General features: G+C 32.5%; 30 protein-coding genes and 2 pseudogenes. 27 read left to right on the top strand and 5 right to left on the bottom strand.

The annotated features are described in order from the left end of the window. Nucleotides 1-143 precede the first annotated feature (143 nt). The gene (locus QSJ37_RS12075) at nucleotides 144-419 is read right to left on the bottom strand and encodes a hypothetical protein (RefSeq protein WP_285755363.1); all 276 of its coding nucleotides are present in this window, start codon (nucleotides 417-419) and stop codon (nucleotides 144-146) included. After that, on the bottom strand, nucleotides 412-1,392 hold the full coding sequence (locus QSJ37_RS12080; protein WP_285755364.1) for a ParM/StbA family protein: 981 nt from the start codon (nucleotides 1,390-1,392) through the stop codon (nucleotides 412-414). Before QSJ37_RS12080 ends, QSJ37_RS12075 begins: the two co-directional genes overlap by 8 nt. Nucleotides 1,393-1,704: 312 nt before the next feature. Between QSJ37_RS12080 and QSJ37_RS12085 the strand changes: the two genes are divergently transcribed. The 7 genes from QSJ37_RS12085 to QSJ37_RS12115 all read left to right on the top strand — a co-directional run bounded on the left by QSJ37_RS12085 (nucleotide 1,705) and on the right by QSJ37_RS12115 (nucleotide 8,789). Then, a complete protein-coding gene (locus tag QSJ37_RS12085) occupies nucleotides 1,705-3,399 on the top strand; it encodes a hypothetical protein (protein ID WP_285755365.1) in 1,695 nt (564 codons plus the stop codon). An 847-nt stretch (nucleotides 3,400-4,246) separates the two neighbouring features. Continuing rightward, nucleotides 4,247-4,543 carry a hypothetical protein gene (locus tag QSJ37_RS12090; RefSeq protein ID WP_285755366.1) on the top strand — a complete coding sequence of 99 codons (297 nt, stop codon included), beginning with the start codon at nucleotides 4,247-4,249 and terminating at the stop codon, nucleotides 4,541-4,543. Nucleotides 4,544-4,561: 18 nt separating this feature from the next. Continuing rightward, nucleotides 4,562-4,957 carry a four helix bundle protein gene (locus QSJ37_RS12095; RefSeq protein WP_285755368.1) on the top strand — a complete coding sequence of 132 codons (396 nt, stop codon included), beginning with the start codon at nucleotides 4,562-4,564 and terminating at the stop codon, nucleotides 4,955-4,957. 691 nt (nucleotides 4,958-5,648) lie between these two features. Next, the gene (locus tag QSJ37_RS12100) at nucleotides 5,649-6,167 is read left to right on the top strand and encodes a hypothetical protein (RefSeq protein ID WP_285755369.1); all 519 of its coding nucleotides are present in this window, start codon (nucleotides 5,649-5,651) and stop codon (nucleotides 6,165-6,167) included. Nucleotides 6,168-6,503: 336 nt separating this feature from the next. Next, on the top strand, nucleotides 6,504-6,944 hold the full coding sequence (locus QSJ37_RS12105) for a hypothetical protein (RefSeq protein WP_285755370.1): 441 nt from the start codon (nucleotides 6,504-6,506) through the stop codon (nucleotides 6,942-6,944). 390 nt (nucleotides 6,945-7,334) lie between these two features. Continuing rightward, the gene (locus tag QSJ37_RS12110; RefSeq protein WP_285755371.1) at nucleotides 7,335-7,607 is read left to right on the top strand and encodes a hypothetical protein; all 273 of its coding nucleotides are present in this window, start codon (nucleotides 7,335-7,337) and stop codon (nucleotides 7,605-7,607) included. Nucleotides 7,608-7,931: 324 nt separating this feature from the next. Then, a complete protein-coding gene (locus QSJ37_RS12115) occupies nucleotides 7,932-8,789 on the top strand; it encodes a tyrosine-type recombinase/integrase (protein ID WP_285755372.1) in 858 nt (285 codons plus the stop codon). 273 nt (nucleotides 8,790-9,062) lie between these two features. Here the strand turns inward: QSJ37_RS12115 and QSJ37_RS12120 are convergent, their stop codons facing one another. Next, a complete protein-coding gene (locus QSJ37_RS12120; protein WP_285755374.1) occupies nucleotides 9,063-9,314 on the bottom strand; it encodes a CPCC family cysteine-rich protein in 252 nt (83 codons plus the stop codon). A 238-nt stretch (nucleotides 9,315-9,552) separates the two neighbouring features. Between QSJ37_RS12120 and QSJ37_RS12125 the strand changes: the two genes are divergently transcribed. From QSJ37_RS12125 to QSJ37_RS12150, 6 genes are all read left to right on the top strand, one after another. Beyond that, a complete protein-coding gene (locus QSJ37_RS12125; protein ID WP_285755375.1) occupies nucleotides 9,553-10,380 on the top strand; it encodes a hypothetical protein in 828 nt (275 codons plus the stop codon). Between the two features lie 142 nt (nucleotides 10,381-10,522). Continuing rightward, on the top strand, nucleotides 10,523-11,368 hold the full coding sequence (locus QSJ37_RS12130) for an Nmad3 family putative nucleotide modification protein (protein WP_285755376.1): 846 nt from the start codon (nucleotides 10,523-10,525) through the stop codon (nucleotides 11,366-11,368). Nucleotides 11,369-11,572: 204 nt separating this feature from the next. After that, complete coding sequence (locus QSJ37_RS12135; RefSeq protein ID WP_285755377.1) at nucleotides 11,573-11,758, top strand: hypothetical protein; 186 nt, start codon at nucleotides 11,573-11,575, stop codon at nucleotides 11,756-11,758. A gap of 212 nt (nucleotides 11,759-11,970) precedes the next feature. Then, nucleotides 11,971-12,246: a hypothetical protein gene (locus QSJ37_RS12140; protein WP_285755378.1), complete on the top strand. Its 276-nt coding sequence runs from the start codon at nucleotides 11,971-11,973 to the stop codon at nucleotides 12,244-12,246. Further along, on the top strand, nucleotides 12,233-12,391 hold the full coding sequence (locus tag QSJ37_RS12145; protein WP_285755379.1) for a hypothetical protein: 159 nt from the start codon (nucleotides 12,233-12,235) through the stop codon (nucleotides 12,389-12,391). The genes QSJ37_RS12140 and QSJ37_RS12145 overlap by 14 nt, the downstream gene beginning before the upstream one ends. Nucleotides 12,392-12,703: 312 nt before the next feature. After that, complete coding sequence (locus QSJ37_RS12150; RefSeq protein ID WP_285755380.1) at nucleotides 12,704-12,889, top strand: hypothetical protein; 186 nt, start codon at nucleotides 12,704-12,706, stop codon at nucleotides 12,887-12,889. A 292-nt stretch (nucleotides 12,890-13,181) separates the two neighbouring features. On the opposite strand, the gene QSJ37_RS12155 is transcribed toward QSJ37_RS12150, so the two are convergent. Further along, nucleotides 13,182-13,679, bottom strand: a complete 498-nt coding sequence (locus tag QSJ37_RS12155; protein ID WP_285755382.1) for a DUF4365 domain-containing protein — start codon at nucleotides 13,677-13,679, stop codon at nucleotides 13,182-13,184. Nucleotides 13,680-13,835: 156 nt separating this feature from the next. On the opposite strand from QSJ37_RS12155, the gene QSJ37_RS12160 reads away from it, so the two are divergent. The 8 genes and pseudogenes from QSJ37_RS12160 (at nucleotide 13,836) to QSJ37_RS12195 (ending at nucleotide 21,294) form a co-directional block, all read left to right on the top strand. Continuing rightward, on the top strand, nucleotides 13,836-14,435 hold the full coding sequence (locus QSJ37_RS12160; protein WP_285755384.1) for a hypothetical protein: 600 nt from the start codon (nucleotides 13,836-13,838) through the stop codon (nucleotides 14,433-14,435). 3 nt (nucleotides 14,436-14,438) lie between these two features. After that, a complete protein-coding gene (locus QSJ37_RS12165; protein ID WP_285755386.1) occupies nucleotides 14,439-15,155 on the top strand; it encodes a hypothetical protein in 717 nt (238 codons plus the stop codon). Between the two features lie 443 nt (nucleotides 15,156-15,598). After that, complete coding sequence (locus QSJ37_RS12170) at nucleotides 15,599-16,579, top strand: GGDEF domain-containing protein (protein ID WP_285755387.1); 981 nt, start codon at nucleotides 15,599-15,601, stop codon at nucleotides 16,577-16,579. Between the two features lie 337 nt (nucleotides 16,580-16,916). Then, nucleotides 16,917-17,498: a nucleotidyltransferase family protein gene (locus QSJ37_RS12175; RefSeq protein ID WP_285755388.1), complete on the top strand. Its 582-nt coding sequence runs from the start codon at nucleotides 16,917-16,919 to the stop codon at nucleotides 17,496-17,498. 153 nt (nucleotides 17,499-17,651) lie between these two features. Beyond that, nucleotides 17,652-18,205: pseudogene (locus tag QSJ37_RS12180) on the top strand (GNAT family N-acetyltransferase). 359 nt (nucleotides 18,206-18,564) lie between these two features. Further along, entirely contained in the window at nucleotides 18,565-20,535 is a 1,971-nt protein-coding gene (locus QSJ37_RS12185; RefSeq protein ID WP_285755389.1) for an AAA family ATPase, read from the top strand. A 66-nt stretch (nucleotides 20,536-20,601) separates the two neighbouring features. Continuing rightward, nucleotides 20,602-20,844 (top strand): hypothetical protein, encoded by a 243-nt coding sequence (locus tag QSJ37_RS12190; RefSeq protein ID WP_190304852.1) that lies wholly within the window; start codon nucleotides 20,602-20,604, stop codon nucleotides 20,842-20,844. Between the two features lie 9 nt (nucleotides 20,845-20,853). Next, complete coding sequence (locus QSJ37_RS12195; protein ID WP_205424475.1) at nucleotides 20,854-21,294, top strand: hypothetical protein; 441 nt, start codon at nucleotides 20,854-20,856, stop codon at nucleotides 21,292-21,294. Nucleotides 21,295-21,663: 369 nt separating this feature from the next. Here the strand turns inward: QSJ37_RS12195 and QSJ37_RS12200 are convergent, their stop codons facing one another. Beyond that, a complete protein-coding gene (locus QSJ37_RS12200) occupies nucleotides 21,664-22,023 on the bottom strand; it encodes a DUF5680 domain-containing protein (protein WP_285755391.1) in 360 nt (119 codons plus the stop codon). Nucleotides 22,024-22,281: 258 nt separating this feature from the next. Between QSJ37_RS12200 and QSJ37_RS12205 the strand changes: the two genes are divergently transcribed. From QSJ37_RS12205 to QSJ37_RS12230, 6 genes and pseudogenes are all read left to right on the top strand, one after another. Further along, nucleotides 22,282-22,548, top strand: coding sequence for a hypothetical protein (locus tag QSJ37_RS12205; protein ID WP_285755392.1), 267 nt, complete (start codon nucleotides 22,282-22,284; stop codon nucleotides 22,546-22,548). Next, nucleotides 22,514-22,762, top strand: a complete 249-nt coding sequence (locus QSJ37_RS12210; protein WP_285756117.1) for a GNAT family N-acetyltransferase — start codon at nucleotides 22,514-22,516, stop codon at nucleotides 22,760-22,762. Before QSJ37_RS12205 ends, QSJ37_RS12210 begins: the two co-directional genes overlap by 35 nt. A 90-nt stretch (nucleotides 22,763-22,852) precedes the next feature. After that, nucleotides 22,853-23,113, top strand: a complete 261-nt coding sequence (locus QSJ37_RS12215) for a hypothetical protein (RefSeq protein WP_285755393.1) — start codon at nucleotides 22,853-22,855, stop codon at nucleotides 23,111-23,113. Nucleotides 23,114-23,229: 116 nt separating this feature from the next. Continuing rightward, nucleotides 23,230-23,562: a DUF6572 domain-containing protein gene (locus QSJ37_RS12220; protein WP_223812580.1), complete on the top strand. Its 333-nt coding sequence runs from the start codon at nucleotides 23,230-23,232 to the stop codon at nucleotides 23,560-23,562. 212 nt (nucleotides 23,563-23,774) lie between these two features. After that, nucleotides 23,775-24,236 carry a tRNA (N6-threonylcarbamoyladenosine(37)-N6)-methyltransferase TrmO gene (gene tsaA, locus QSJ37_RS12225; protein ID WP_285756118.1) on the top strand — a complete coding sequence of 154 codons (462 nt, stop codon included), beginning with the start codon at nucleotides 23,775-23,777 and terminating at the stop codon, nucleotides 24,234-24,236. Between the two features lie 393 nt (nucleotides 24,237-24,629). Continuing rightward, a pseudogene (locus tag QSJ37_RS12230) lies at nucleotides 24,630-24,728 on the top strand (sporulation initiation factor Spo0A C-terminal domain-containing protein); the annotation flags it as partial. Nucleotides 24,729-24,952: the final 224 nt, after the last annotated feature.

The following is a 24,952-nucleotide window of genomic DNA, read 5'->3' on the forward strand; positions in this document are numbered from 1 at the left end:
TATAAAGGATATATTTCAAAAGGACATAACATCAGAAAAAACGTATATACGCAATAAAATTTTTGCAAATACACATCATTAAAGGTGAAAAGAAATAATGAGAGCCAATTTTAAAGCATTGGCTCTTATAACGTTACATGCATTTAAAATAGCTGATTAATTAAATCTATATCTTCCGTAGAAAGTTTATTTTCATCTGAATTATGAAAAGGCATATTTTCAAACATATGGTTATTTTGAAGTATTTTTAAGAGGATTTTTTCAACAGTTTTTTCTAAATCCGTTGAATGTTGTTCTTTATACATATCAGCTTCCACGAGTTTACAAATATAACTGCTGATATTATCTTTTGTTTTCAAGTATTCATAAATATGAGAGCAGTTTTGCTTAAAACTGATGCTGATTTTTTTCTTAGACAAGTCCTTTTGCCTCCATTATCTTTTTGTAGCTAAGAACGTTTGCGAATTGGCCATCATTTTCAATGCTTGCTGAAGGATATTGCCTTAGTATAGCTTCTCTCAATAAAACAGAACCTCCACCGCAAAAGACTACATTCGTATTATTAAATGTGATTCCACGGCTTTTTGCGTAGTTGAATATTTCTGACACATGAGCAGAAATGAGGTTTTCAACGATTTCTCTGCTATCCTCCTGCTTAATGCCGTTTGCGTACAAATACCCATCTTTTAAAATTTGTTCAATGTCTTCATTGGAAACCAATATTCCAAATTTAGAAGTTAAGGTTTCCGCCATTTTAGAACGCAAAATATTGATGCCCAAGTTACCCATAATCATTGTATCCAGCTGTGGAACAAGGTCATTGAATAGACAATAACTAATGTTTAATGAACCAATATCTATTACCAAAGCTCTTTTTCCTCTAAAATCTGAAATCCTTGAATAGACAGGGCCTATTGCCTCAGGAAGAAGGAGAACAGATTGAATCCTGAAAATATACGGTTTATGGTTTACTCGCAGAGAGACCGCTTTTTGATTATTTAATATAAATTGTTCATATTTTCTTTTTAGAGTGTTGTTTTTATATATGCTGAGCGGTACATTAACAGCCAATCGGATGTTCGGTATTCCGAATTTTGCTGACTCAGATTTTTCAATGAATCTGGTGATTGCAAGGTAAATACATAATAAGTGTTCCATTGAATGTTTGCTGATATCATAGTTTGTTTTATCTTCTGCGACCATATCCCCGATAAGATATGCTTTTCCTTCGTATTCAATGAGATAACTGTTCGCTGCAATTTCCACTCCTAAATCCCGAACCTCCATCACTTTCGTTCTAAATCGTATTTTCTGTACAGTTTGATTGACTGCCGCAACGGCCTTCGTGCTATGTTTCCCAGTGTCGATAGCTATAGACAAATGGTTTGTCATTGGTTTTAATACCTCCTTTAAACTTAGTTTTTATATCATAAGCACTTGTGGGAGGAAAATTCCTATTTATCGTACTGACTATGTTTGATAAGGAGCGAAGAGGTCGCATAATGGGGTATTAACTGTTCAGTAAAGATTCATAACCATTTATCCATTGTTCATAAGAAATGAAAAAATGATACCGGAAGATTCTCGCGGATTTTTTCTTTAGAAGAACGATGCTCGAAAGTGGTCGAACCATGTATTTTATAGTCAACAAAAATTTATTATTCTTTTATATGTGGCAACATATAGAAAAGGAGGCAGCAATGATTGAACAACATTATTCAGCAAGATTATTTCAAAGAACTGCGGGAGCAAATACTCGATACAAATAAATGGGATAAGAAGCATTTCATCATTTTTAACCACGAAGCGGGAACAGGAAAAAGCCGTGAGGCGCGGCGCATCTTGGGGGAAATGACAAAAACGCATGACCACAGGGTCTTATATGTACAATTATTTGAACGAAATCAGGAATTGGATAATACGGTTCGTTCTATCAATGAACACGCAGGAAGAATAGTTGCGGAACGGTTTGCAAAAGATGATATAAAAAGCAGAAAAAAAAGGGAGCAGGCAATAGAAGCACAAATACTTTGCATCACACACCGCATGTACAAACAAATATGTTCAGGGACACACCGTGATTTATTAGAGGGAAGAGGCATTTTAATCATTGACGAGTATCCCGATTTACTTGAAAAAATCACAGTTTCTCGCGACGATATCATGCATTTGTGGGCAGATTATTGTGACTACAGGCATAAAGAAATAGAAGACTTAGCTTATATTCTAAGGGATAAACTAAACGAATATGAAAAAAAATACTATGCGATTCAACATAAAAAAATGATTCCTCTTTCCTTTGAATCAGAAAAATACGATAAGTACAAAAAAGCAATCCGTCAGCTTTTAAAGATGCGAATGGATAAAGAGAAAAAAGAATTATTGAGAAAGTTCCAGCAAATACTTGAAAATGGTGCACTGTTTTTTGAAAAAAAGTTTCATACTTACGATGCTTCATATGATTTTGTACTGTTAGATAATAACATCATTTTAGATGCAAATGCTAATTTTGATTACAGATATCGTTTATCTGACAAATTTATCTTGAAAAATCAAGAGAAAGTTCATGACTACGCTCATTCGGTATTTTATCAATACAACGTTAATACGAGCAAAAAGGGATTATCCAAGTATTTAAATTTCATGCAAACGGTCCTTGGTGAAATATCAATCGAAGGCAGGAAAGGCATTCTGTTTGTAACGGACAAAGACAACAAAAAAAATGTAGAAAAAAGCATTGAATACTATTTTGCTTCTTACGGGGATAATTTATCAGAAATAGAAGAACGCTTAAATTGCAAAATAGCAGTCGACTACTTCGGAAATCTGGTGGGTGTTAATACCTACAAGGACTTCGATACTGTTGTGATACTGAAAACCCCATTTTTTGACTATTTGACATATTCCCTTACCTATTTTTATTTTCAAAAAAAGCTTCCTTCTGAAAATATCGAGATATTTAAAGATGAAGAAGTAGAAAACATTCGAAAAAATGCAGTCGCGGGTGAGATATATCAAGCGATAAAAAGAATTAGCCGCGACAATTCCCATTCTGCAAAAATGTATGTTTTCTGCGACAATCAAGATATTGTTGACATTGTCCTTCAACAATTCAAAAACATCCAATATGTAAAGCGAGAAATATATGTAACGAAAAAGAAAGAAGAACAAGATAACTCAAAGAGAAAAGAAACGTTGTACGAGCAAAAAATAACGGAGTTGCGAGAACTACTTTTGGAGTATAAAGAAGCAGGCGTTCCAAGCGTGAGAAAAAAAGAACTGCGGGAAAAGTTAGGCATTAAAGACAAATCTAACTTTGCCAAGATTTTGAGGTCACAACATTCTTTTTTGCAAACCCATTATATCGTGAATAAAGGTCAGAAGCTTATTTTCAAATAAAGCAGAAAGGATGTCGAAAGGGACATCCTTTTCTATTTGTGGGAGTGGTAATTGACTGGGTGAAGCTAAAGTTCATAGGTAATTGTGGTGTATAAATCATATTATTGTATAAACTTTTACAGAAAATAGCTGCACCGTTCGGAAGAATTGAGTTTTAGAAGAAATCAAGCAAAATTTCCATTATTAAATTGCCACTATTAAAGTGATTGATGAATTTAATGCATTACTGCTTCCATTAAAAAATTAGAGTGGAGGCGATATTAGGTTATTTGCACACTATATAGTGCAGAAGACAGCTTAAGTGAAATGCACAAAGCAACGGCTTTGATTATAGTTCTCCCTCCTTTCAGAGGTAGAGATGTTTCTGTGTAAAAAGTCTCTTTCTGGAGTATAGTTTTTCCCATAATGCGCCTTGGGCGTGATTATAGTTCTCAGTTTTGTATTTAAAATGCAACTGGTTATTAGAAGGGAATTTTTTAATTTATCAATGCAACTTTATTTTTTGATTTTCTTCTCTACAAGAGCAGTTGTTTTTTATTAGGTATGTAGATTCTAATATAATTGTGTCTTCTTTCCATAGAAGATTTGAAATTATGAGGAAATGTCAAAAAAGTTGTATTAAATTATTAAGTTTCTCTATACAAATAATAGATTTAAATACAACTTTTTTGAGGAATTTTTGAATCATAAATCTATTCTTCTTCGAAGTCAATAATCGAACAGACAATACCACTTTATATGTTGCTTTATTGGACTAAAGCTAAAACAAGGTCGAACTGTTTTGCTGATTACAATACTGGACAAATTAGATAAGATTAGTCTGTAGGCAAGAAATGGAGGTGACAAATTGACAATTATACAACTCAAACAAGAAATCGAAAAAATGGAAAGAGAAATTTTCACTTACTCTTTATACAGAAATAAAGATGTCCAGAAACTGATGAATTTGAAAAGCAAATTAATGGACTTGAAGGAAATGTTCTTGCAGAGTTCTTTTATCAGCAGTAATGTGGAGGAACTTGAGGATATCCGCTTCCGATTGATGGAAGCCAGAATCCACCTTGAAATTAGTACAAAAGAAGCGCTGGGGGAAGATGCATTAGACGAAATAAAACAACTGGAAAATTTATGTGAAACCGTATAAAAATAGGGAGGTAAGACTGTGAAGAACGCTGTTAAAAAAGACGAAATCGTTATAAAGAACTTTAAACAATTAAAGGTCTGGGAACGAGCGGTTAATTTTGCTGTTTCTCTTTATGGGATTGCAAGAAAATTTCCGAAGTTTGAGGAGTATAATTTGAAATCCCAGTTGTTGAGAGCAGCCACTTCGGTATCGGCCAATTTAGCAGAAGGGAACGGAACCATCTTTCCAAAAAAAGAACTCAGTTTTTATGACAATGCAAAATGTTCACTGGATGAGGTTAGGGGTTGGCTGGAAATTGCAAAACGGCTCGGCTATATTGATGAACAAAAATTCGCCGAACTCGATAATGAGGCTATAGAAATCAGTAAAATCATAATCCGGCTGATGAGGAAAATTTTAAAAGAAAGCACATAAGTCTAAATCATAAAATCACTTTGCGCTCCTAAGGCTAATTAGCTTCTTTTACTATATAAAAAAGGGGGTTACAATGAATTGATAAGATGTACATCCTCTTTTGTGGAATACGGATAAAGACATAATATTAGTCCCGTATTGTCCTCAGAACTTCTTAGTGTGATAGTTGGCAAAAAATTTTAAAATAACTATTGACAAATTTTCTTAGACATATTAATTTAAAAATATGTTTTATATAATTTTCCTATAGTCGATATTTAAATATTTTTCGTTTAATGTGTTTTTGATATGTAGAGTTTTTATATAGATTAAGTAACCAGAGATAGGGCTGGGTTACTTAGTAGTGTGGTTTTATATAGGTCAATTCTATAGTCATGCTTTGTTTTGTATCGAAGGGATTATTGTACCCTTTGAGCAATTATTGACCTATATTTTCACACTATTAAGTAATCCAGCCCTTTTTGCATTGTTTTTGCACATTGAAAACAAGATATAGCAACATTAATTTCTTATCCTTTGTTTTACTCTATTGCTTAATTGATTTGGCGAGATGGGGATTAAAGTGTCTATCTCGCAGAACCTTATACATAGACTTTTCATAAGGAGGGAATAAAATGAGCCAATTCTCGATTTCAACAAAAATCTAATACTTTTAAAAATAATTTAAAACAGTATCAGAAAGGAGATAAGGATGTTTTATAAATTTGAAGTTGGAGAAGTTGTTCCATTGCCAGGTAAATTTCTTAAGAGAGAAGGAACTACGCTAAATTACACGCAAGACGGTTCCTTGTTTATGTTGATTAACTGGAAAAATATTTCATCAAAAGAGAAGAGGGAAATAAAAAATGGAGCTATCCAATTCCGCTATATACAGGAAAATGACTATATCTTGATGTTAATGAGAATAGGAACATTGCCGCCAATGGAGTTTCCATTCGACCCAACGATTTATACAAAAAACGGTATAAAATTTATAATCCGTTCCAACGCTTTAATTATTTATGCAATTGAATATACTAATCAAAAACTTGTAGTTGCAAGGCTGATAGGACTTAGCCAAGATTTTCTAAATCATTTTTGCAGTATATGGGAAGCAAACATTAAAAATGAACAGTTTACTACTAATTATAATAGATGGATAGACAAGCTGTTTTATAACTTTACGACTAATGAATTGTGGAACAAAGGGACTTTTATTGATTGGAAATAATTGTTGTTTAAAACTAAGCAAAAAGCCAAAAATATGAAACTTGAATCCGTAGCCATCGGTAATAATCATTGAAAAAGTTAGCATATTTAATATCTTGTTTCATTTCGTCTTTTCGCCCAATAGGTGAAAAGATGAAATGATAAATTTGACAAAAATAATCACAAATGGGGGTGGTGTCCTTTATAGAAAGAAGGGCATCTCCTCTTAAGTGAAACTAAACTTCTGTTATCAAGACGACTATTTGATAAAGAGCGTATTAGTAATATCGATACTAATGGTTTTGAGAACTCGGGATTCTTATAAAGTAGAAATAAATTATATCGAGGAGGATGTAAATTGATTATTAATCTAAGTGATTTCATGAAGAAATATGGTGCTGATTTTTACAATGGGGGATGGGTAAAGAAGTTAACGGAAATTGACGATACAAAGAGTAAAGGCTACAAATATGTGGGTGATTTTGTTTCAAAGGCATGTTTAAAAGGATTATATGAATTTGAGCCTGGTTATTATATTGTGTGTTCTGTTGAAGGCTCTCGTAAAAATCGAGTAAATCATGTATGGTTAGTGAAAATTGATAATGATGGAATCAAAGTAATTAACAAAAGTCCATTTATAGGCGAAGACTGGGCGTTGCAACTGCTTCCCCTTGCTAAAAAAGTATTAGAAGTAAAAGAGAGTACTACCGAAAACCCACTGTCGAGATTTAGCGATGAAGAATTAATAAAAGAAGTTTACCGAAGAAAATTAAATGAGCTGATATTGAATACTAAATAAACAAACTGGGGTGAAGAGAAGAATAAATTAGTTTTTCTCTTCATCCCAATACGATTTTCTAATTTTTAAGAGTTCTTATTGTAATTCTATGAAATCAGAGGTATTCTTTAGATAAGACTCCTTATAAGGAGAAAATCTCTAAGTAAGTGTAAAGTTATTTATTTGGAAAAGTATTTTTAAAATATGCCATGTAATAAGAAAGCCCAAGTTGATTTAAAAAAAGTTTTTTTATCGACTTTGGGCTTTCTTTTTTTATTGTTGACAAAAAAGTATGGGGAGGTGATTAGTGGCGGGTTCCATCAGATTAGAGGGAGGTAAGAGAACTCGAAAGAATAGATTGGTACAAATTTATCTATAGTAAATCAAGATGATAAAAAAGGAGGCATATGAATGAATGCTAAGTGTGGATGGAATAAATTTTTGAATAAAAGTATGGAAGATGATAGCACAAAGCTAAAAATATTAAAAAGTTATAGAACGAAATTATTTGTTCTAATCATTCTTACTATAGTTATTGACATTAGTGACTTTGTAACCAAGGATGCATCATTTTTGAGTGGGCTACTAACGGGAATAGTTTTAGTCTTTTGCACAGTTGCATTTAGTATTAGTTACAAACTAAGTAAAAGAATTGAAAACAGAATAAGAATGAATAAAAAGTGACCAATGGATGGGGGCTCTATGAATCCCCATTCCTTAGCAGCCATTAGAAAGGGTTCATTACCATATTTTGTGGTTAACATGAAAAACATTGATAAACGTCTGCAGTCACGCAAGGATTAGGCAAACGAAAAAACTGAAAATCATGGAAAATGGTGAAGAACCAAAATTATTAGATGTTTGCATTAAATGCAACATAATGAGATTTGTGTTGCACTTAGCTGGTTCTGAAGTTATGGTAAAATTCACCAGTGCTACAGAAATTCCGTACTATTTTAACAAAAACAATGCAACAGAACTCTGGAACTGGAAAGGATTGATAGGTTCTTGAGTGGTTATAGTGAGAAATTTATAGATTATCTTTCCAAAGAAGGAAAAAGTGAAAATACAATAAAAACATATCTACTAAATGTTCAGGAATATTTAAAATGGTTTCAAGAAACCTATGATTTGGAATGTAAAAAATTGTATCGTGAAAATGTGTTGGAATATAAATCCTATTTGCTGAACGTAAAAAAGCATAGAGGGAAAAACTTGAATGGCAAAACCGTTAATGGTAAGTTAAGTGCCTTGTATAGCTTTAATAAATTCTTGATAAGCGAAGGTATTCAGTCAGAAATTGTTCTTAACAAGTCTGATTTTGTAAAAGTGCAAATAGATTATGCTAATCCTTGCATAATTACAAAAAATGATGTGGAACGGTTTAGGCAAAAAATCCTTGAAGCTGGTGATAAAAGATTATATGCTTTAGTAACTATACTTGCCTATGCTGGCCTCCGAATTAGCGAGGCATTAAATATCAAGCTCTCAGATTATAGTTTAGAAGCCAAAGAGCTTGTTGTAAGAAGAGGTAAGGGAGATAAACAAAGAATTGTTTATCTGAACAGCAAAATTATCAATGCAATAAGAGGATATTTAAAGGTTAGACAATCTAATAGTGAATATCTCTTTGTTTCGAGGGAAAGTGATAAGGTGGACCGAACTGTAATAAACAAACATTTTAAGAAGTACAGTAACATTATAACGCCTCACATGTTACGCCACTTTTATGTTACCCATTGTTTGGAAATGGGTTATTCCGTTCATGAAGTAGCGAACCAGGCAGGGCATAGAGATATAAAAACGACATTAATCTATACAAATCCAAATAGAGAAGAAATGAAGCGAAAAGCAGAATTATTATAATATAAAGAAGTAGAAAAAACATCTAAATGAAATTGATTTTATTGCGGAAGAAACAAAAATTGCAAAAGAAAAAATTGAAGAATTAAAACGGCAATTGGAGCAATAAATCTGTAGTTAAAAAGGTATTCTTATAAAGACATTTTTTATTTAATACTTTTTATCTTGTGCCTGTTAAATTTCATTGTTGATTTTCAGACCAAAGAAAGAGACCGATTTAAAATCGGTCTTTTTTGTATGTCTTATTCAACTATCGCATCCTTAGTACAAAAAGGATTATTTCTCGGAGAGTGGTTTCCAATTAGGGTCACGTTCATCCTTATCTGTAGGGCTACGATTAACACGCCCCATTAAAAATTCCTTCTGATATTGCCTTAAAGACTGTACATTTGCACCGCCCTCGTAATCAGGGTCTTCAAATTGAATAGGGTCATCTTCCCAAAAACAGATTTCACAAATGCCCCAGCTACGTTCTTCGGATAAAGTTTTGTAACCACAACACGGGCAATAATATTTGTTTTCACCCATATACCTTACACCTACCATATAATCATCACTTAAACATTATAGCTTATTAAACATTCATACTCCCATTACTTGAATAAGAAAAAAGGCTCTACTCTTTATTAAAGTAAAGCAACCGTTCGTATTACTTCGGTCTTTTTTATTGTTTGTGCAAAGAATTCAAATGTAGAAATGATGTTTTTGTTTCATTTGGTATAATAAGTAAAAAATCGATTATTTAAAATGCTGAAGAGGTGAAACGATGCTTTCACTTGAGGAATATATTGCCCGAAGAAAAAGAGAAGACGGTATCAATGAGTTTGATAAGGAATCAAGAATGGAAAACTTGCAAACATGTGTGGGATATGTTTTTGAGTATTTTAATCGGTATTTGGATATTACAAAGGTGGAAGAGCAGACAGCTTTAAATAATGAAAGGCTCGAAAAATATAGAAAGCAGTTGCGGCTATATGAGCCAGAGATTCAAGAATGGTTGATTAACATTTATGCAGAGTACGATAAACAAATCAATCGTTCCATCATTAACTTCCTTAAAAAAGACGAGCTTTTTCTCCTCTATAACACAGACCAAGAGTTCAGAAGTGTGTCATACGAATGTTATGCTCATCTTGTAAAGCAATATCCTTTTTTGAAAAATCAAACGGAAATGTTATTCTTGTTTATCCAAAATTATCATCGAATTCAAAGTCAACCTTCAAAAGAGTTTAATACAATTTTTATTTCAAAAGAAATAAATGAATGGATTGAGGAGACATGGACAAAATACCAAGTCAATGTTTTGGCGTTTGCTTTTGATTGGGTTCATCGATTTTATGAAAATAAAGATATGTGGCCAGCTAAACACAGAAGAAAGAATAAAGATGGTTGGCGGGAATATGAGTATGATATAGAGAAGAAACACAATTTGTTTAACCTTGATTCTCTTTATCGGAGAGTATCCAATAAGACGTTTATCAAAGGAAAAAAGCAAGAACTTGAAATCCTTATGATGTACTTCTGGCTTCATGACATCGAAGGTGATGGCGAGAACTATTGGCAGGAATATTTAAGTAAAGCATTATTGCTTTAGTATAAATGCATAAATTTGTATAGGGTTTTCCGTCTAAAAAGGGTTTAATCCTGGATAGATGTTCCTTCTTAAATATTATATTGAAAAATAGGTCTAAGACTACTTTAATACATTGGTTAATACTTTAGAGGGAGAGAGGACCGTGGGAAGAAAAGTAATTTTAAGCAGAAAAGGTTTTGACGGGACAACGGGAGGAAAAGCAAGTCCAATAATAGATGGTAAATTGGTTTCGTTGCCGATTCCCAGAGCTGATTCAGGTGATTTTTACAAAAATTTGATATTCTCTCCAACTGAAAGTTATTTAAAAGTTATGAAGGATTTAGGGATAAAGCTATATTCAGAAGCCCATGTGGACCCTGATATAAGAAAGTCCATTATACCAAATCGCCCAGAGGGGTGGCGGGGATTGTTTGGACAAAGTGGACCGTCACAAGGAACATTACATAATCGGCAAGTTGGAAAAGGGGATATTTTCTTATTTTTTGGTTGGTTTAAAGAGGTAAGACGAATTAATGGTGTTTATCAATATTGCCCCGATGCTCCTGATATACATGCTATTTTTGGGTACTTAGAAGTAGATTGTGTATTTAACATACAAGCAGGAGCTTCTGTTCCTGACTGGATGAAATATCACCCACATATAAAGGAAAGAGAAGAGTACGGAACACAAAGAAATGCAATTTACATGGCAACGAAAAGTTTTTCAAAATCTCCTCAGAAACAAGGGTGGGGATGTTTTAGATATGATAAACGACTTGTTCTGACAAAAGAAGGAGCTAAAAAACGGTCTCTTTGGGAGCTCCCACCTTGTTTTCAGGGAGAGCATGAGAATTTTACTTGTGGTATAAAAAAGTGGGAAATTCTTCAGAATGGGAATGTAGAAATGCAAATAAATGGAAGAGGTGACCAAGAGCTTTATATCAGCGATAAACCTGAAGTGGTTGAGTGGGCGGAAAATTTAATCTCATCTTGTGCAGTATATGAATAGTGGCGAGAACAGGATAAGGATAAAGATTTAATCTTGTTTAGAGTAAAGAAAATCATTACAATTTATATATGTGAAAAGTAGATATCATAATGTTAGGAAAATAAATCGTAAATGAGTTTATTGTAATCATTACCGAATGAAGAGGTAAAAGGCTTTGAAGATGAGGAAGCGTTAGAAAGTTTTTTATCTGATGCTTATGAGTAAATGACTAAAGAAGAGACTAAGGACCTTGATTTGGATTACGATGACTTATCGCCGCAAGATATGGATGAGATTTTAATTGGAAGAGGAGAATGTTTAAAAGTATACATGCTTCATGATGTTTTAAGGGTTATCGAAGATTATGAAATGGATGAAGATGATAAAAAGGACAACATTTATTGGAAATAAGGATGGGAAACAACATGAAGACTTTTTGTGTTCATAACAAAAGTCCATATTGTATAGAGTCAACGCTCAGTCATAAGACTGGGCGTTTTTAATTGTGTTTATTTCCTAACTGTATTGAAAGGGGGATTAAGTAAAAAGTTGTTGGAAAAGCCCGTATTGAACTTATAGCTTTCTTTAGAAATGAAAATCTAATTCAAAAGGAGAGGTTATTTATGAATGAAAAACTTGCTGTATCCGTTGTTCGAGCAATTATTCGTGATATTTATGGGAGATATGGTATGGAGCAATATTTTAGGAGTACAGAACCGAGAATGTTAGTTAATATTTATGAGAAATGGATACATGTTGTTTCCATCGAACTTAAAAAAGCTGGAGTGATAAATGAAATTTATGAACCCTTAAACACAAAGGAAATGAACTTTATCGATATTGTCAATCGAGTAGATTATTACTTGATAGATGAGGAGAGGAAAGGTGGAAGGGAATAAGGAGAAAAATAAAAATGAAAGATGGATGAATAAATTTAGTGACAAAGAGTGGATTCAAGAAAGGCTGGTAGAAGTCATGGGGGACTTGTTGATGATTGGGATAGAGTTTATAGGAGCGTACTATATACAAGTGTTTATCATGTAAAGAGTGACCTATTCTTTTCAATATCTTACCTATCCACTGAATCATGAAAAGTGGTATTATATGGTCGCTTAATGAAATTAAAGGCTTTTTTCTTGTTCTTTCTATCCATTATTAAATACGGATAAACAAACCTTGTTGGTTTGGTTCATTCTCAAAGGGTTATTTACGGGGCCAACTACTCTTCCTGTTTTGACCGAGCTTTGGGGTAGTTTTCTATTATTTACTGAACAAATAAAAAGAAAGCCCAAAAAGGGCTTAATAACACATTTTAAAATTTATTAAGATGGTAATGGAGGCGAAAGGGTGTGGAAAATGAACGAGTTCGATGATGACTTTGAAGACGGAGTATATGCTGTTCCAAATAGTCAAAAAATAAAAGTACGAGCATTATGGAATTTTTGCAAAGAAAGAAACATTACCCCTTCTGAACTTAACGAAGAAGAGATGAAACAATTTTTAGAAACTAAAAAAACTATTAAGAAAGAAACCAATTCATAAAGTTGACTATCGAGCCTTTGCAGAATTTGCAAGGCTTTTTTTGTTTCTTGTTTCAGGCCGTTGGGTAGGTTTTTGATTCCGTAAGAACTGAAAAAACGGTTCGTGGCTTTATATGGACAATTTTTCGTTTACCTAACACTCTTACATTCTTTTTTTGTTTTGCTGTTGAGAATAGATAACACATTTTGATTGTCTTTTGATATGGAAAATGCCATGTCTCCCACCGGCATCGGTCTGTGATTGGATTATAAATAATCTTCTTTCTGAAAGAAAGTAACATATTAGGGGGGGCTCAGCCCCACTTTATATCTTTAATAGGGGGAGCAATTTCAATAAACTCTTTTATGGAATCCTCAAATCTAAAAATTTCAAGGATAGGATAGTTCTTTTGCGATATGTTAATACCGTATTCAGGTGAGCTTTTTTGTCCTGGTTTATCATAATTTCTATCTACAAATACTTCATTGGGCACTTCCCAAGCTCTTGCTGGTATCAGAAATATGTCTGGCATTTTCCCAACTTCAAAAATTAATAGAGTTAGATACAAATTTTTATTAGTTATATCGAACTTGCTCTTTGGTATAAAGACATAGCCTTTTCCTCTTAACGACTTTACTTGTATTTCACAAAACCGACCGTTTTTATCTTTAACGATAAAATCGACACCGTGGTCGTCTACTTCTGTCGTATAGACTTCTAATCCATACGAAGCAAACTCCATTTTTGCAAAATATTCAGCATATCTTCCTAATTGTAAAGAACTGAGCTTTGTCCAATCTGTATTTGGCATGACTACTCCTCCAAATTTATCTAAAATATTTGAAAGAATTTGTTAGCTTTTAAGGATATCCTCCATACTTATTTTATAATAACAAATAATAACATATAACAAATTTAAAATATTTTGAAATTTTAATTTTTGTGTTTATTAAAGGGGGAGAAATATATGATTTTTACCACAAATAGTGATATTTATAAGAATGCATATCCGAACTGGCAAAAATCTTTTAGAAATTTTGATGAACAATTTGCATTATATTCAGTACAGTTTAAAGAATCAGCTGACAAACTAATTAACTCAGTTGGAGAAAATCGTGGGCATGTTGTTGATAGCATAATTAATCCTGCACTATTCTTGTATAGACATTCAATTGAATTATGCTTGAAAGCAATCTTATACAAAATCTATCTTAATAGTGGTATGAGTATTGATATAATCAAAGAAAAACTTAATGGTCATAATTTAGAAAGTTTATGGACAAGAGTGAACAACGAAGTTAGGGCTAATTATAATTTTGTAAAAGGTCAAAAGGAAAAGAATGAACTGGAAAAAATTGGGCAGTTAATATTAGAATTACATAATACAGATGATAGTTCTATGACTTTTAGATATCCATTTAATAAGGATTTAGAAGATTATACATATGGAAACGGTAAAGAAAGTTTTGGAATTGATTTTATTCATATGCAGAATGAAATAGATTACATACATTCAAGGCTATATTATTGGATTTATGAGAGAGTTTCTTATAAAGAGGAGGAGTAAAAGTTGGAGAAAACTCTATTATATTTTTGGAAGCCCTTGATGGAGAAGTTCAAGAAAGAATTGTCGATGGTTGAAGATTATTTTAATAGAACAAAACCGATATTTGATAATATTGAAAAAGAAGCATATGATTATGCTCATTCATTATACAGTAGCTATCCTGTTGACGAATACACAGATTTGTTCTCTGTAGCAGAGTCGGCAAACGAAGAAGGAATGGAATTTTACGATACATTAAAAACTATGAAGTCTAACCACTTATTAATGACAATATCAATGCTTTATCAAATTTGGGAGCAACAGTTAATAAAATTTACTATCCAAGAAATGGAACACTATTTAGAATTTAATTATAGGGCTTTGTGTTTTGGTGAGGCTAAGAAAATATTTGAATTGCATGGAGTAAGATTTGATAATACAAAATCTTGGAAGAAAATTAAAGAACTGAGGTTATTAGTGAATACGATTAAACATGGAGATGGAGTCTCAGCTAAAAAGTTAAGAAAAATTAGACCAGACTTCTTTGAGTATGATGTAATTAAAGGAACAGATACATTACAATTTGCTGGGGCTGTTTTATTAGATTCTTATTCACTCCAGGTAAAAGAAAAAGATTTAAATGATTATTTAGAGGCTACAAAAAATTTTTGGAGTGAGATGCCAGAAAAAGCGTATTCAGATATTGAAACAATAATTTATGCGTTTGAGGAGAATAAATAAACTTTATTGGAATTAGAATCTAACTTCTTGCTTCTATTCTGTGTTATCCATCAAAAAAACTATTCTTTGAGTAAAAAAACTTATTTCCAGTAAAATAAAGTTATTCCTTAAGCATGGGTGAAAATCGAGTAATATGCCCGATTCCACTCGTGCTTTTTTGTTTTTGGAGGAAAAAGATTGAGGTAAAGCCTGATAAATCAAAGGATTAAAGGGAGAAAAAAGCAGGAGAATAGTGCAGGAAACATGTCTATTCAGGGAAGGTCTTTTTGATTACACAAGCAGGTTCGATTCAAAATTTTGATTTCAAATTTCTTATCTATTTTTAAGGGGAAAAAGGATATAAAATACATTAAAATACATCTAATTGTCATTAATAATTGTCTTTTGTATCATTTTTATATAATATTTGGAATGAAAGGGTAATATATGGAGAAGGTCAAAGCATGATGAGTATTCAATTCTTTATAGGATTAATGGCAGGTATTTGCATTTCACTGTTGTTTACCCTTTATTTACATAGGAGGTGGAATAATCAAAAGAAAGAACTTATAGAAAATCAAGAACGACTTGTTAAGGTAGTAGAAAATACTAAGGATATCCTTTATTACTATCAAGTTAAGCCAGAGCGGCAGTTTAAATATCTTAGTCCGTCCCTTAATGTTTTTTTTGGAGAGGATGCGGTTCAAAGAAACTATAAAGACCCGGACCGTGTATACAAAAGTATTCATCCAGATTATTATGATATACTACACAAAAAGATTATTGGGGAAATAGATTACAATCAACCCATTGTTCAACGTTGGCGAGATAAAGATGGGAACTATAGATGGTTTGAGGAATATACTACGCCTATCTATGAAAATGGTGAGTTGGTAGCCATTCAAGGGGTACTTAGAAATATCGATGAAAAAATAAAACTTCAGCAGGATTTGGAATATAGGATTCATCATGACTCTTTGACGCATATTTATAACCGAGAATTCTTTCAAAAACAAATGGACAAGTTTGACAAGCAGGTAGATACTTCTGTGGGAATTATTTTGTGCGATTTAGATGAACTAAAATATATGAATGATAACTTTGGACACAAAGAAGGAGACGCTTTAATAAAAGAGGCAGCTAAGGTTTTAAATAAGTTTTCTTCGGAAAAGACAATTGTGGCAAGAATAGGTGGAGATGAGTTTGCAATACTTGTGGCTGATACGAATAAGGAAGAAGTAGAAAAATTATTAGCAGATATTTCAAGAGAAATACATAAATATAATGAACAGAGCACAAACATAAAAATCAAGATGTCGGCAGGAATTGCTTTCAGCAACACTTCCATCGGAAATATGAATGAGTTGTTTGCTCAAGCGGATAAGAATATGTACAGGGAAAAGAAAGCAAAAAAAGAATCTTCCAAACATGCTTTGAATTGTTGACTACATCAATGATTTAGCAGAGTCTCTCGAGCCACTTCAAGAGGCTATTTAAGAGACGCTTAGTGAATTAAGATTATAAACTTCTTTGTGTAAGAAAATTTATTACAAATAATCCTTACGGAGATATAACTAAAATCGTATATAATAGATGGCGTAAAAAATTTATAAAACACTGTCCTGAGGCTATTTAAATAATTAAACTAACGGAAGCATTACTTCAACAAGCAGGAAGTAATGCTTTTTTGTTGAAGTAAAAGGTAGTTTAGTGGAAAAAAATCCTATATTTTGTGTTTTGTGTAATAGTAGGGATATACGTTCGATTGGAGGAAATTAACTGATGATTATCAAAAATGACAAAGATATCATTCAACTGATTAAAGAAGACGAGTGGATGATGGATATATTAAGAGCAGTAAAGTCGTTGAATTTACCTGATTGGTGGGTCTGTGCCGGATTTGTTCGTTCGAAAATATGGGATACGTTACATGGTTTTAAAGAAAGAACTCCTATTCCAGATATTGATGTTATCTATTTTGATGATACCAATACGGATGAATTAGAAGAAAAGAAGTTCGAAATGAGGTTAAGAAATATCCTTCCTAACATTCCTTGGTCAGTGAAAAATGAGGCAAGAATGCACGTTGTCAATAACATTCCTCCTTATTCATCTTCCGTAGATGCTATATCAAAGTTTCCAGAAACAGCAACATCTTTAGGTGTAAAATTAGATGAAAGGGATGACATCATCTTGGTTGCTCCTTGGGGAGTAGATGATGTGATTAACTTGGAAGTAAAACCGACACCCTATTTTAAAGAATCAAAAGAACTATCACAGATTTACGAAGAACGGATAACGAAAAAGAACTGGAAAGATATTTGGTATAAGGTTAAAGTTTTTCATATTGAAAATTCTTATTAAACTTCTCATAGAAGAACAGAATTTTTGCCTTAATCTGTGGTGCCGCGAAGCGATGCATGGTTGGCTAACGGGGGGCAGTTTAGTTTAAGAAAAAATGCAAAAAATGGAAATAATCGTATAATTACTGAAGTAATTCAAGGGGGAGAAATTTTGATGAGGTTGTATGAAACGAACCGTTTAATATTAAGGGAATTAGATGAAACATTTGCTTTGACAGTATTAAATTATTACCAAAGGAATAAATATTTCTTGAAGGAATGGGAGGCAGAAAGACCAGAGAATTTTTTTACATTAGAATATCAATCTGAAAGATTAAAGAAAGATATCGAACTAACCAAATCAGGAAGCATTCTTAAGTTATGGTTGTTTCATAAGGATGACAAAGATTTTTCTAAAACCATTGGTTGCATCAGCTTTAGTAATATTGTTAGAAGTATTTTACAATCATGTATTTTGGGGCATAGGTTGGATAAAGATGAGATAAATAAGGGATACATAACAGAAGCCCTACAAAAAGGTATCGAGATTATATTCAACGAATATCAACTTCATCGAATTGAAGCCCCAATTATGCCCAGAAATGAAGCTTCTATTCGAGTCGTAAAAAAATTAGGATTCGAAAATGAAGGAATAGCAAAAAACTTCTAAAAATGAACGGGAAGTGGGAAGACCACATGAGGTGGGTATTGTTGAATGACCAAATATAACTGGTTGACCTTTTATGTTAGGCTCCTCTGTTAAAGAATGCTGCTGATTCTCTTGTTTACCCCCATAGAAGAACGAATTAACTTCTATCATCTGTGGTGAAGTTCGCTTCATGGTCGGCTAACGGAGCGGGTTAGTGTGAAGTAAGTATAGGGGAAGGTAAAACAAATTGAGAGGGTATTGGTTTTATCCAATACCCTAATTTTATTAACTCAGCAGTGTTGCTATATAGTTAGTTGTTATTTAGAGAAATTTAAGAAGCATTATTAGCTAAACGAGAGACAACTTTTATATAAGGTAATTTTTGTTATATAATTGTTGTATGAATTTGTAAGCAATCTTTAAAGGATGGTAGATAATCGTGTATATAAATGAGATTAAAATACAAAATTATGGGCCAATTAGAAACTTAACTATCATTCCTGAATTCAGAGAAAACGGTTCGCCCAAGCCAGTCGTGATAGTTGGAAAGAATGGTTCGGGAAAAACCATATTATTAAGCCATTTAGTAGATAGTATGGTTGAATTAAAAAGAAAAAAATACACAGAACTTATGGAAGTAAAAGGGGATAACTATTACCGCTTGGGACAAAAAAGTTACATTAGCAATGGAGCTTTATATAGCTATGTCAGATTAAACTACATTAATAATGGAAAAAAATTCGTTTATAGTGACTTTATGACTAAAGACCCTGCTTCCTTTAGGCATCAGTATCAAGAGACTGATTTTCCATATATAAATTTTTCTGACCAAAAGCTATTAGAGAATGGATTTTATAGGGGGATATCTGGACAAGAAATACAAGGAGAATTAGAAGAAAATATTTTGTTATATTTTCCTGTTCATCGTTATTATGAACCATCCTGGTATAACAAGGAAAATGGTAGAATTGGTTTTAATATAAGAAATAAGATAATTGGAAGAAGTGACAAATCTTTAATTAAAGAGAATGTTATTAGAGAAATAGAGCAGTGGATATTAGATTTATTGTTGGATAAATATATTTACGAGAGTATTACAAACACCGTGAGAATTATTGATAATGACGGAACAATTAGATTGGGCACAGAAATTATGAGTATGAGGGGAAAAAACACTATCCTTAATGAATTACTCAATGAACTTTTAACGATTATATATCGAGTAAAATATAAAAATATTGAATATGCCAGGTTAGGTGTAGGGCAAAAGGAGGATAGGAGAATATCTATTTTGATAAAAGAAAAAGATGGTAATGAGGTGGAAGTTGCACCAACTTTTTCTCATTTATCATCTGGGGAAGCAATGTTAATTTCTTTATTTGGAACACTTCTAAAGGAATATGATGAATTAAGTAATAGTAGTGTAAATAGCTTAGAAGATGTTAAAGGCATCGTTTTAATAGATGAAATAGACTTGAACCTTCACATTGAATATGCAAAAGAAGTCTTGCCTCAATTGCTAAAAAAGTTCCCTAATGTTCAATTTATCTTTACTACCCATTCTCCTTTCCTTCTTTTGGGGATGCAAGAGGTTTATGATGATAACTGGCAATTAGTTAGTATGCCTGAAGGTGAGTCTATTTCTGTTGGTGATTTCAGTGAAATTCAACAGGCCTATAATATATTTGTGCAAGGATATGAAGAATTAAAAGAAAACTATAATAGAGTTCAAGAGGAATTCAAATCTGTAACAAAAACTTTAGTAATAACAGAGGGAAAAACAGACTGGAAACATCTGAAAAATGCTTATAACACATTTAGGGAAAAAGGCGAGTTCTTAGATTTAGATATAGACTTTTTAGAGTATGAAGACATTAATATGTCTGATTCGGAATTATATAGATTGTTAAATGAATTTGCTAAAGTACCTAATGTTAAAAAAATTATAGGAATTTTTGATAGAGATGAGGGTTACGGAAAAAAGCTTTCTAAACATACTTATAAAGAGTTTGGAAATAATGTCTTTGCGTTTAGTATCCCAATTCCAGACCATAGAAGGGGGCACCAAGGAATTTCTATAGAATTCTTGTATAAAGATGAAGATTTGCTAAGGACAGATGAGGAAGGTAGAAGAATATTTTTAACCTCTGAATTTAAAGAGAGGTCAGGAAGACATAAAAAATATCCGAATATTAGCGTAGCTAATGTAAATAAAATTGCTGGTAAAACTGAAGAAAATAATTCAAAAATTATAGATACAGATGTATTTGATGAGCATGATAGAAGTCTTGCGCTTTCAAAGAATAATTTTGCGAATTATGTATATTATAAGCACGAAAATTTCAGAGATATGGATTTATCTGGATTTAAAGAGGTATTTAATATAATTAGGCAAATTCAACAAATTTAAAAAAGGTTAATTCTTACTCTGTCTTAATCCGTTTTGTTTATGTTATAAATATTGGGAGGAAACATCTTGCCTTATAAATTCACTCCATCAGAACCAATTCAATATCATGAATTTAATTTCAAAAGGTTTATTGAATATTCTGTTCATAATTCGGTTTTGCAACAGCTTCCTTTTGTTCAAGAGTGGAAGATTCGTTGGCTACATATTTTATTCGAACAGGATAAGTATGTTAAAGAGTATATAAAAGAGCATCCTGGTACCAATCCATTGCTTGAAAGGGTTAAGGCTAATCCTAAGCAATTTAAATAGTGAAATGAAATGTTTGTTTATAAATTTAACTCATTAGATGGAGGTACTTTTTTATTCCATTTTGATATAGAAAAAATGAAGGGTTTCACTTTGGTTCATAATCTTAACAAAATTACATTAAGTCCCTCTGAATTTTTTCTGGACGATGAAACAATATATAATGCAGGGAAGGTTAATGACAACCGTTTGCCGTTTTTTGCTCGTATGTTTGCTGTTCCACATCCTTTTATTGTTTTTGATGGCAATAAGAGAATAATGGCAAAAATCAAAAACGGAGAAAAAAGTTTCACAGGTTATGAATTTCCACCTCAATTAGTCGCCAATTCTTTTTTCTCCGATTTAGAAGGTTGGTTTTATGCATTACTTGCAGAAATGAATACTTTTTTAATAATGATTGTAAAAAATGTACCATTTAAAGAAGTATTCTGTTGTTTTTCAACAATAAAATGAGATGAGGGAAATTCCCTCGTCTCATTTGTTTTTTGCATCTTCTAATGTTATGCTAAACGTAACCTTTCAGATTGCCTGGGTTTAGATAATTTTCAGACCTAATATAAACTTCTTTTAAGATAGTAGAGGGAGCCGTTAGAAGGTGAATAACTGCTACATCTTCTTGTTTATTACACTACCGTCAGCAGTCAACACATTATGTACACATAAAAACCAATCCCCTAAGGGCAGTTCTCCCTACAAACTTGATATCCTTCTTCAAGAAAACTGCCTGTTAAACAAGAAAATCAACCACATTCTTTAACAGAGATTTTAATTAAAAACAGGGGATTTTTTCGTTTAGTGAAACAGGAAAAACTGACCTTGTTTTTATTTAATAAATCCACCAGAGTAGTGAAGACTATATACAACTTCGTTGGCAAAGGATATCGTCTCTTTTCCTACGAACTTACCTAATTCTCCCTTATTGCTATCTCTATAAATATAATCTCCCTCAACAAATTCTTTAGGTCCACGAAACGGATTATCCGCACTAACATTTCTCATCGCTTTTCTTAAAAAAGAGTAAACTTCTTTTACAAATTCAATCTCAAATTCTTTATCCACACCGCCTGAATAACACATAGACCAAATCGGATTCCCCTGATAGTAGACAACTTCTTGGCCTGCAAAATAACTCATCCCAAAATATACATCACGATATAAAAAATGATATTCTTGGAACTCCAATTGACGTGAACATTCTAACAAAGGCGTTACAGACGCATTGTCTCCTTGTGTGTGATGCATAAGTTGCTTTTTTTGCTTTAATTAAAAAGTCCAAAAATTTCTCTTCTGTGTACATATTTCATCCCCCTTGGTAATTTAATAGGCCTTCTTAATTAATAGGCTCTGTTCTCGGTCAATATCAATTTTACATAAAAAATGATTTTTCTGAAAATATCTTCATATGATAAAATTGTTTTAAAAAGGAAAGTGGTGGTAAAAGTGAACCATATTCCAACTTTATGGAAAAGAGATGAATTTTCAATTTCGACTGAAAAAAGTTACTTGGATATGGATGTAATATTTAATTTCTTGAATAAGGAATCATATTGGGCAAATGGAATCCCCAGAGAAATTGTTACGGAATCAATTAAAAATACTCCTTTATGTTTTGGAATTTATAAAGGAGACCCAACCATTGGGCCAGCACAACTAAATTGGCTTTGGAAGAGTTATTTCAGACTTATCCACGTTTGCATATTTAGCTGATGTTTTTGTTCTAAAGCCTTTTCGTGGGTTAGGTTTATCAAAATGGTTAATGAGTATAATTAAAGAACATCCCCAACTTCAAACTGTCCGTAGATTTATGTTGGCAACAAAAGACGCACATTCTTTGTATGCACAATATGGCTTTGAGCAATTGGATAATCCATCCATTTTTATGCAGATTGTTCGTAAAAATATTTATCAGAATCGGGAGTAGCCACGATGCAGAGCTAAACAGCTCCATTTTTGTTTACTTGGCTAACATGACAAGATAGTTAAGACTAATGTTAAATAAAGGAAGGTAACTATGAACACTTTCGGAATTGGTGTGATGATGTTATTAGTAGGTATAGGCATTTTTTCTTTTGGAGTGTCATATTTTAAGGGAAGTTGGAATGAATACAAAAATTTACCATCAAACCAAAAGAAAGTAGTTATCTTTCTTGAAATATTAGACATATTCTCATTTTCACCTATCTTATCAACGTGGTTAATTTTTATCTCACTCCTACTTATTATTGGAGGTGCCGGATTAATTTTTTTATACCTAACGAGAGCTTTAGTTTAATAAAGGTGTTGAGTAACACAAAAAGTCGTTTAGTTTACAAAAATATTGTTTAAAAAAGTAAAAAACAATTAGAACGTTAGATGGTTACAGAAATAATACGTATTAGGGTGAATATAATGGGTGTGCAAAATACAAATGAAGTAGATATTATAGGTATTAATAAAGAGACAGGTATTTGTACTTTAACAATAATTGATAGTCTTGATTGGCGGAACGAAGAAGAACACTTATTGCTTCTACAAGAGAAGATAAATGTTTATTTAAGTTTCATCGAAAGTGGTGAGATTTATACTACATATACACCATCTAAGGGGAGAAAGTTTGAAATTAAAATTTGCTTTAAAGAGTCTATTCCTGATAGTTGTATACTATTTCTACAACAAGCATCTAAAATTATAGCTGATGCAGGTTTTTTCTTAACTTACTCAGTTGGGCTTGAAAATGAATAATTCAACCATATATGTTTTCATTCATTTTCTGGTGCCGCCACGTGGCATGAAGGTCTATTCTGAAAATGAATATTTTCATCCTTCTGATGGTCCAGCATAGATGTAGCATAGTTTTCTTCTATGGAAGACCCAATTACCTTTCATCATCTGTGGTGAAGCTCGATTCATGGGTGGCTACGGGCAGTTTAATAGTTAAACGAGGAGGGGATATGATGCAATATACCATTACACCAATCGCATTTGTTAAAAATAACCGCAAAGATGTTGAAGATGATAATTGGGGTAGTGTTATTTCAATAATTGAATTATCAGATGAAATCGATGATTCAGCTTTACAAGGTATCAGTGAGTTTTCGCATTTAGATACTATTTTTTATTTTGACCGAGTTACAGATGACAAAATTCAATATGGAGCAAGGCATCCAAGAAATAATAAAGAATATCCAAAGGTCGGAATTTTCGCTCAAAGAGGCAAAAATCGACCGAATAAATTAGGTTTAACAACCGTTGAATTGTTAGAACATAAAGGGCGAACATTGAAAGTAAGAGGATTAGATGCAATAGATGGTACTCCTATTATTGATATTAAACCGGTTATGAAGGAGTTCTTACCCAAAGGCGAAGTAAGGCAGCCTGCTTGGTCGGTATCATTAATGGAACGATACTGGGATTAATGTTATTGAATTAACAACATACTTTATTTAAATTGATAACAGAACAAGTTTTCAAATAAAAAACAATTTTTAAGCAAAACAATCTCTTAATCAATACCGAAGCCTTCGACAATATGCTGAAGGAAAGTGTTGGCAATACTTTATGCCAACACTTTTATTATTTTGGCTCTATTAAATGTAAATGTTGATTTTACTTATTAAACTCCCATGGAAGAACGAATGAACTTCCTCATCTGTGGTGCCATGAAACTTTATGTAAACATGTAATAAAAATAAACCAACAAATACTTCGTTTATAACCGATAAATTATGGTGAGGTGGCAAAGTTATATTGGTCAAAATCCGAATATTTTTCTAATTTTATGTTTTGATGTTGGTTTTATATAAGGGATGAGTCGCGGCAATCTTGAATCCATTTCTTCCTTGTTTGGCTACACCGTCAGCATGTCGAAAGCAAAACCGATGAACTCGGAATTAATTGCTCCAATGTAGAAAAAATCATGAATTTTAATAATGCAGAAAAAAGGCAAGAAAAAAGTATTGACCAAAAATGAGATAATTTATATAATATCTGCAAACAGCATGAAGGCTCGAGTCGTATTCGGTAATAATGGACCAGAAAATGAGAAAATGAAAGAACCCCTTGTCGCATATGGGTTTGCTTTAATTGAGAGGGATGCACGGTTTCATAATCGACTCAAAATCGTGTGGGGTAG

This window comes from Parageobacillus sp. G301, assembly GCF_030268025.1.
GTDB lineage: Bacteria > Bacillota > Bacilli > Bacillales > Anoxybacillaceae > Parageobacillus_B > Parageobacillus_B toebii.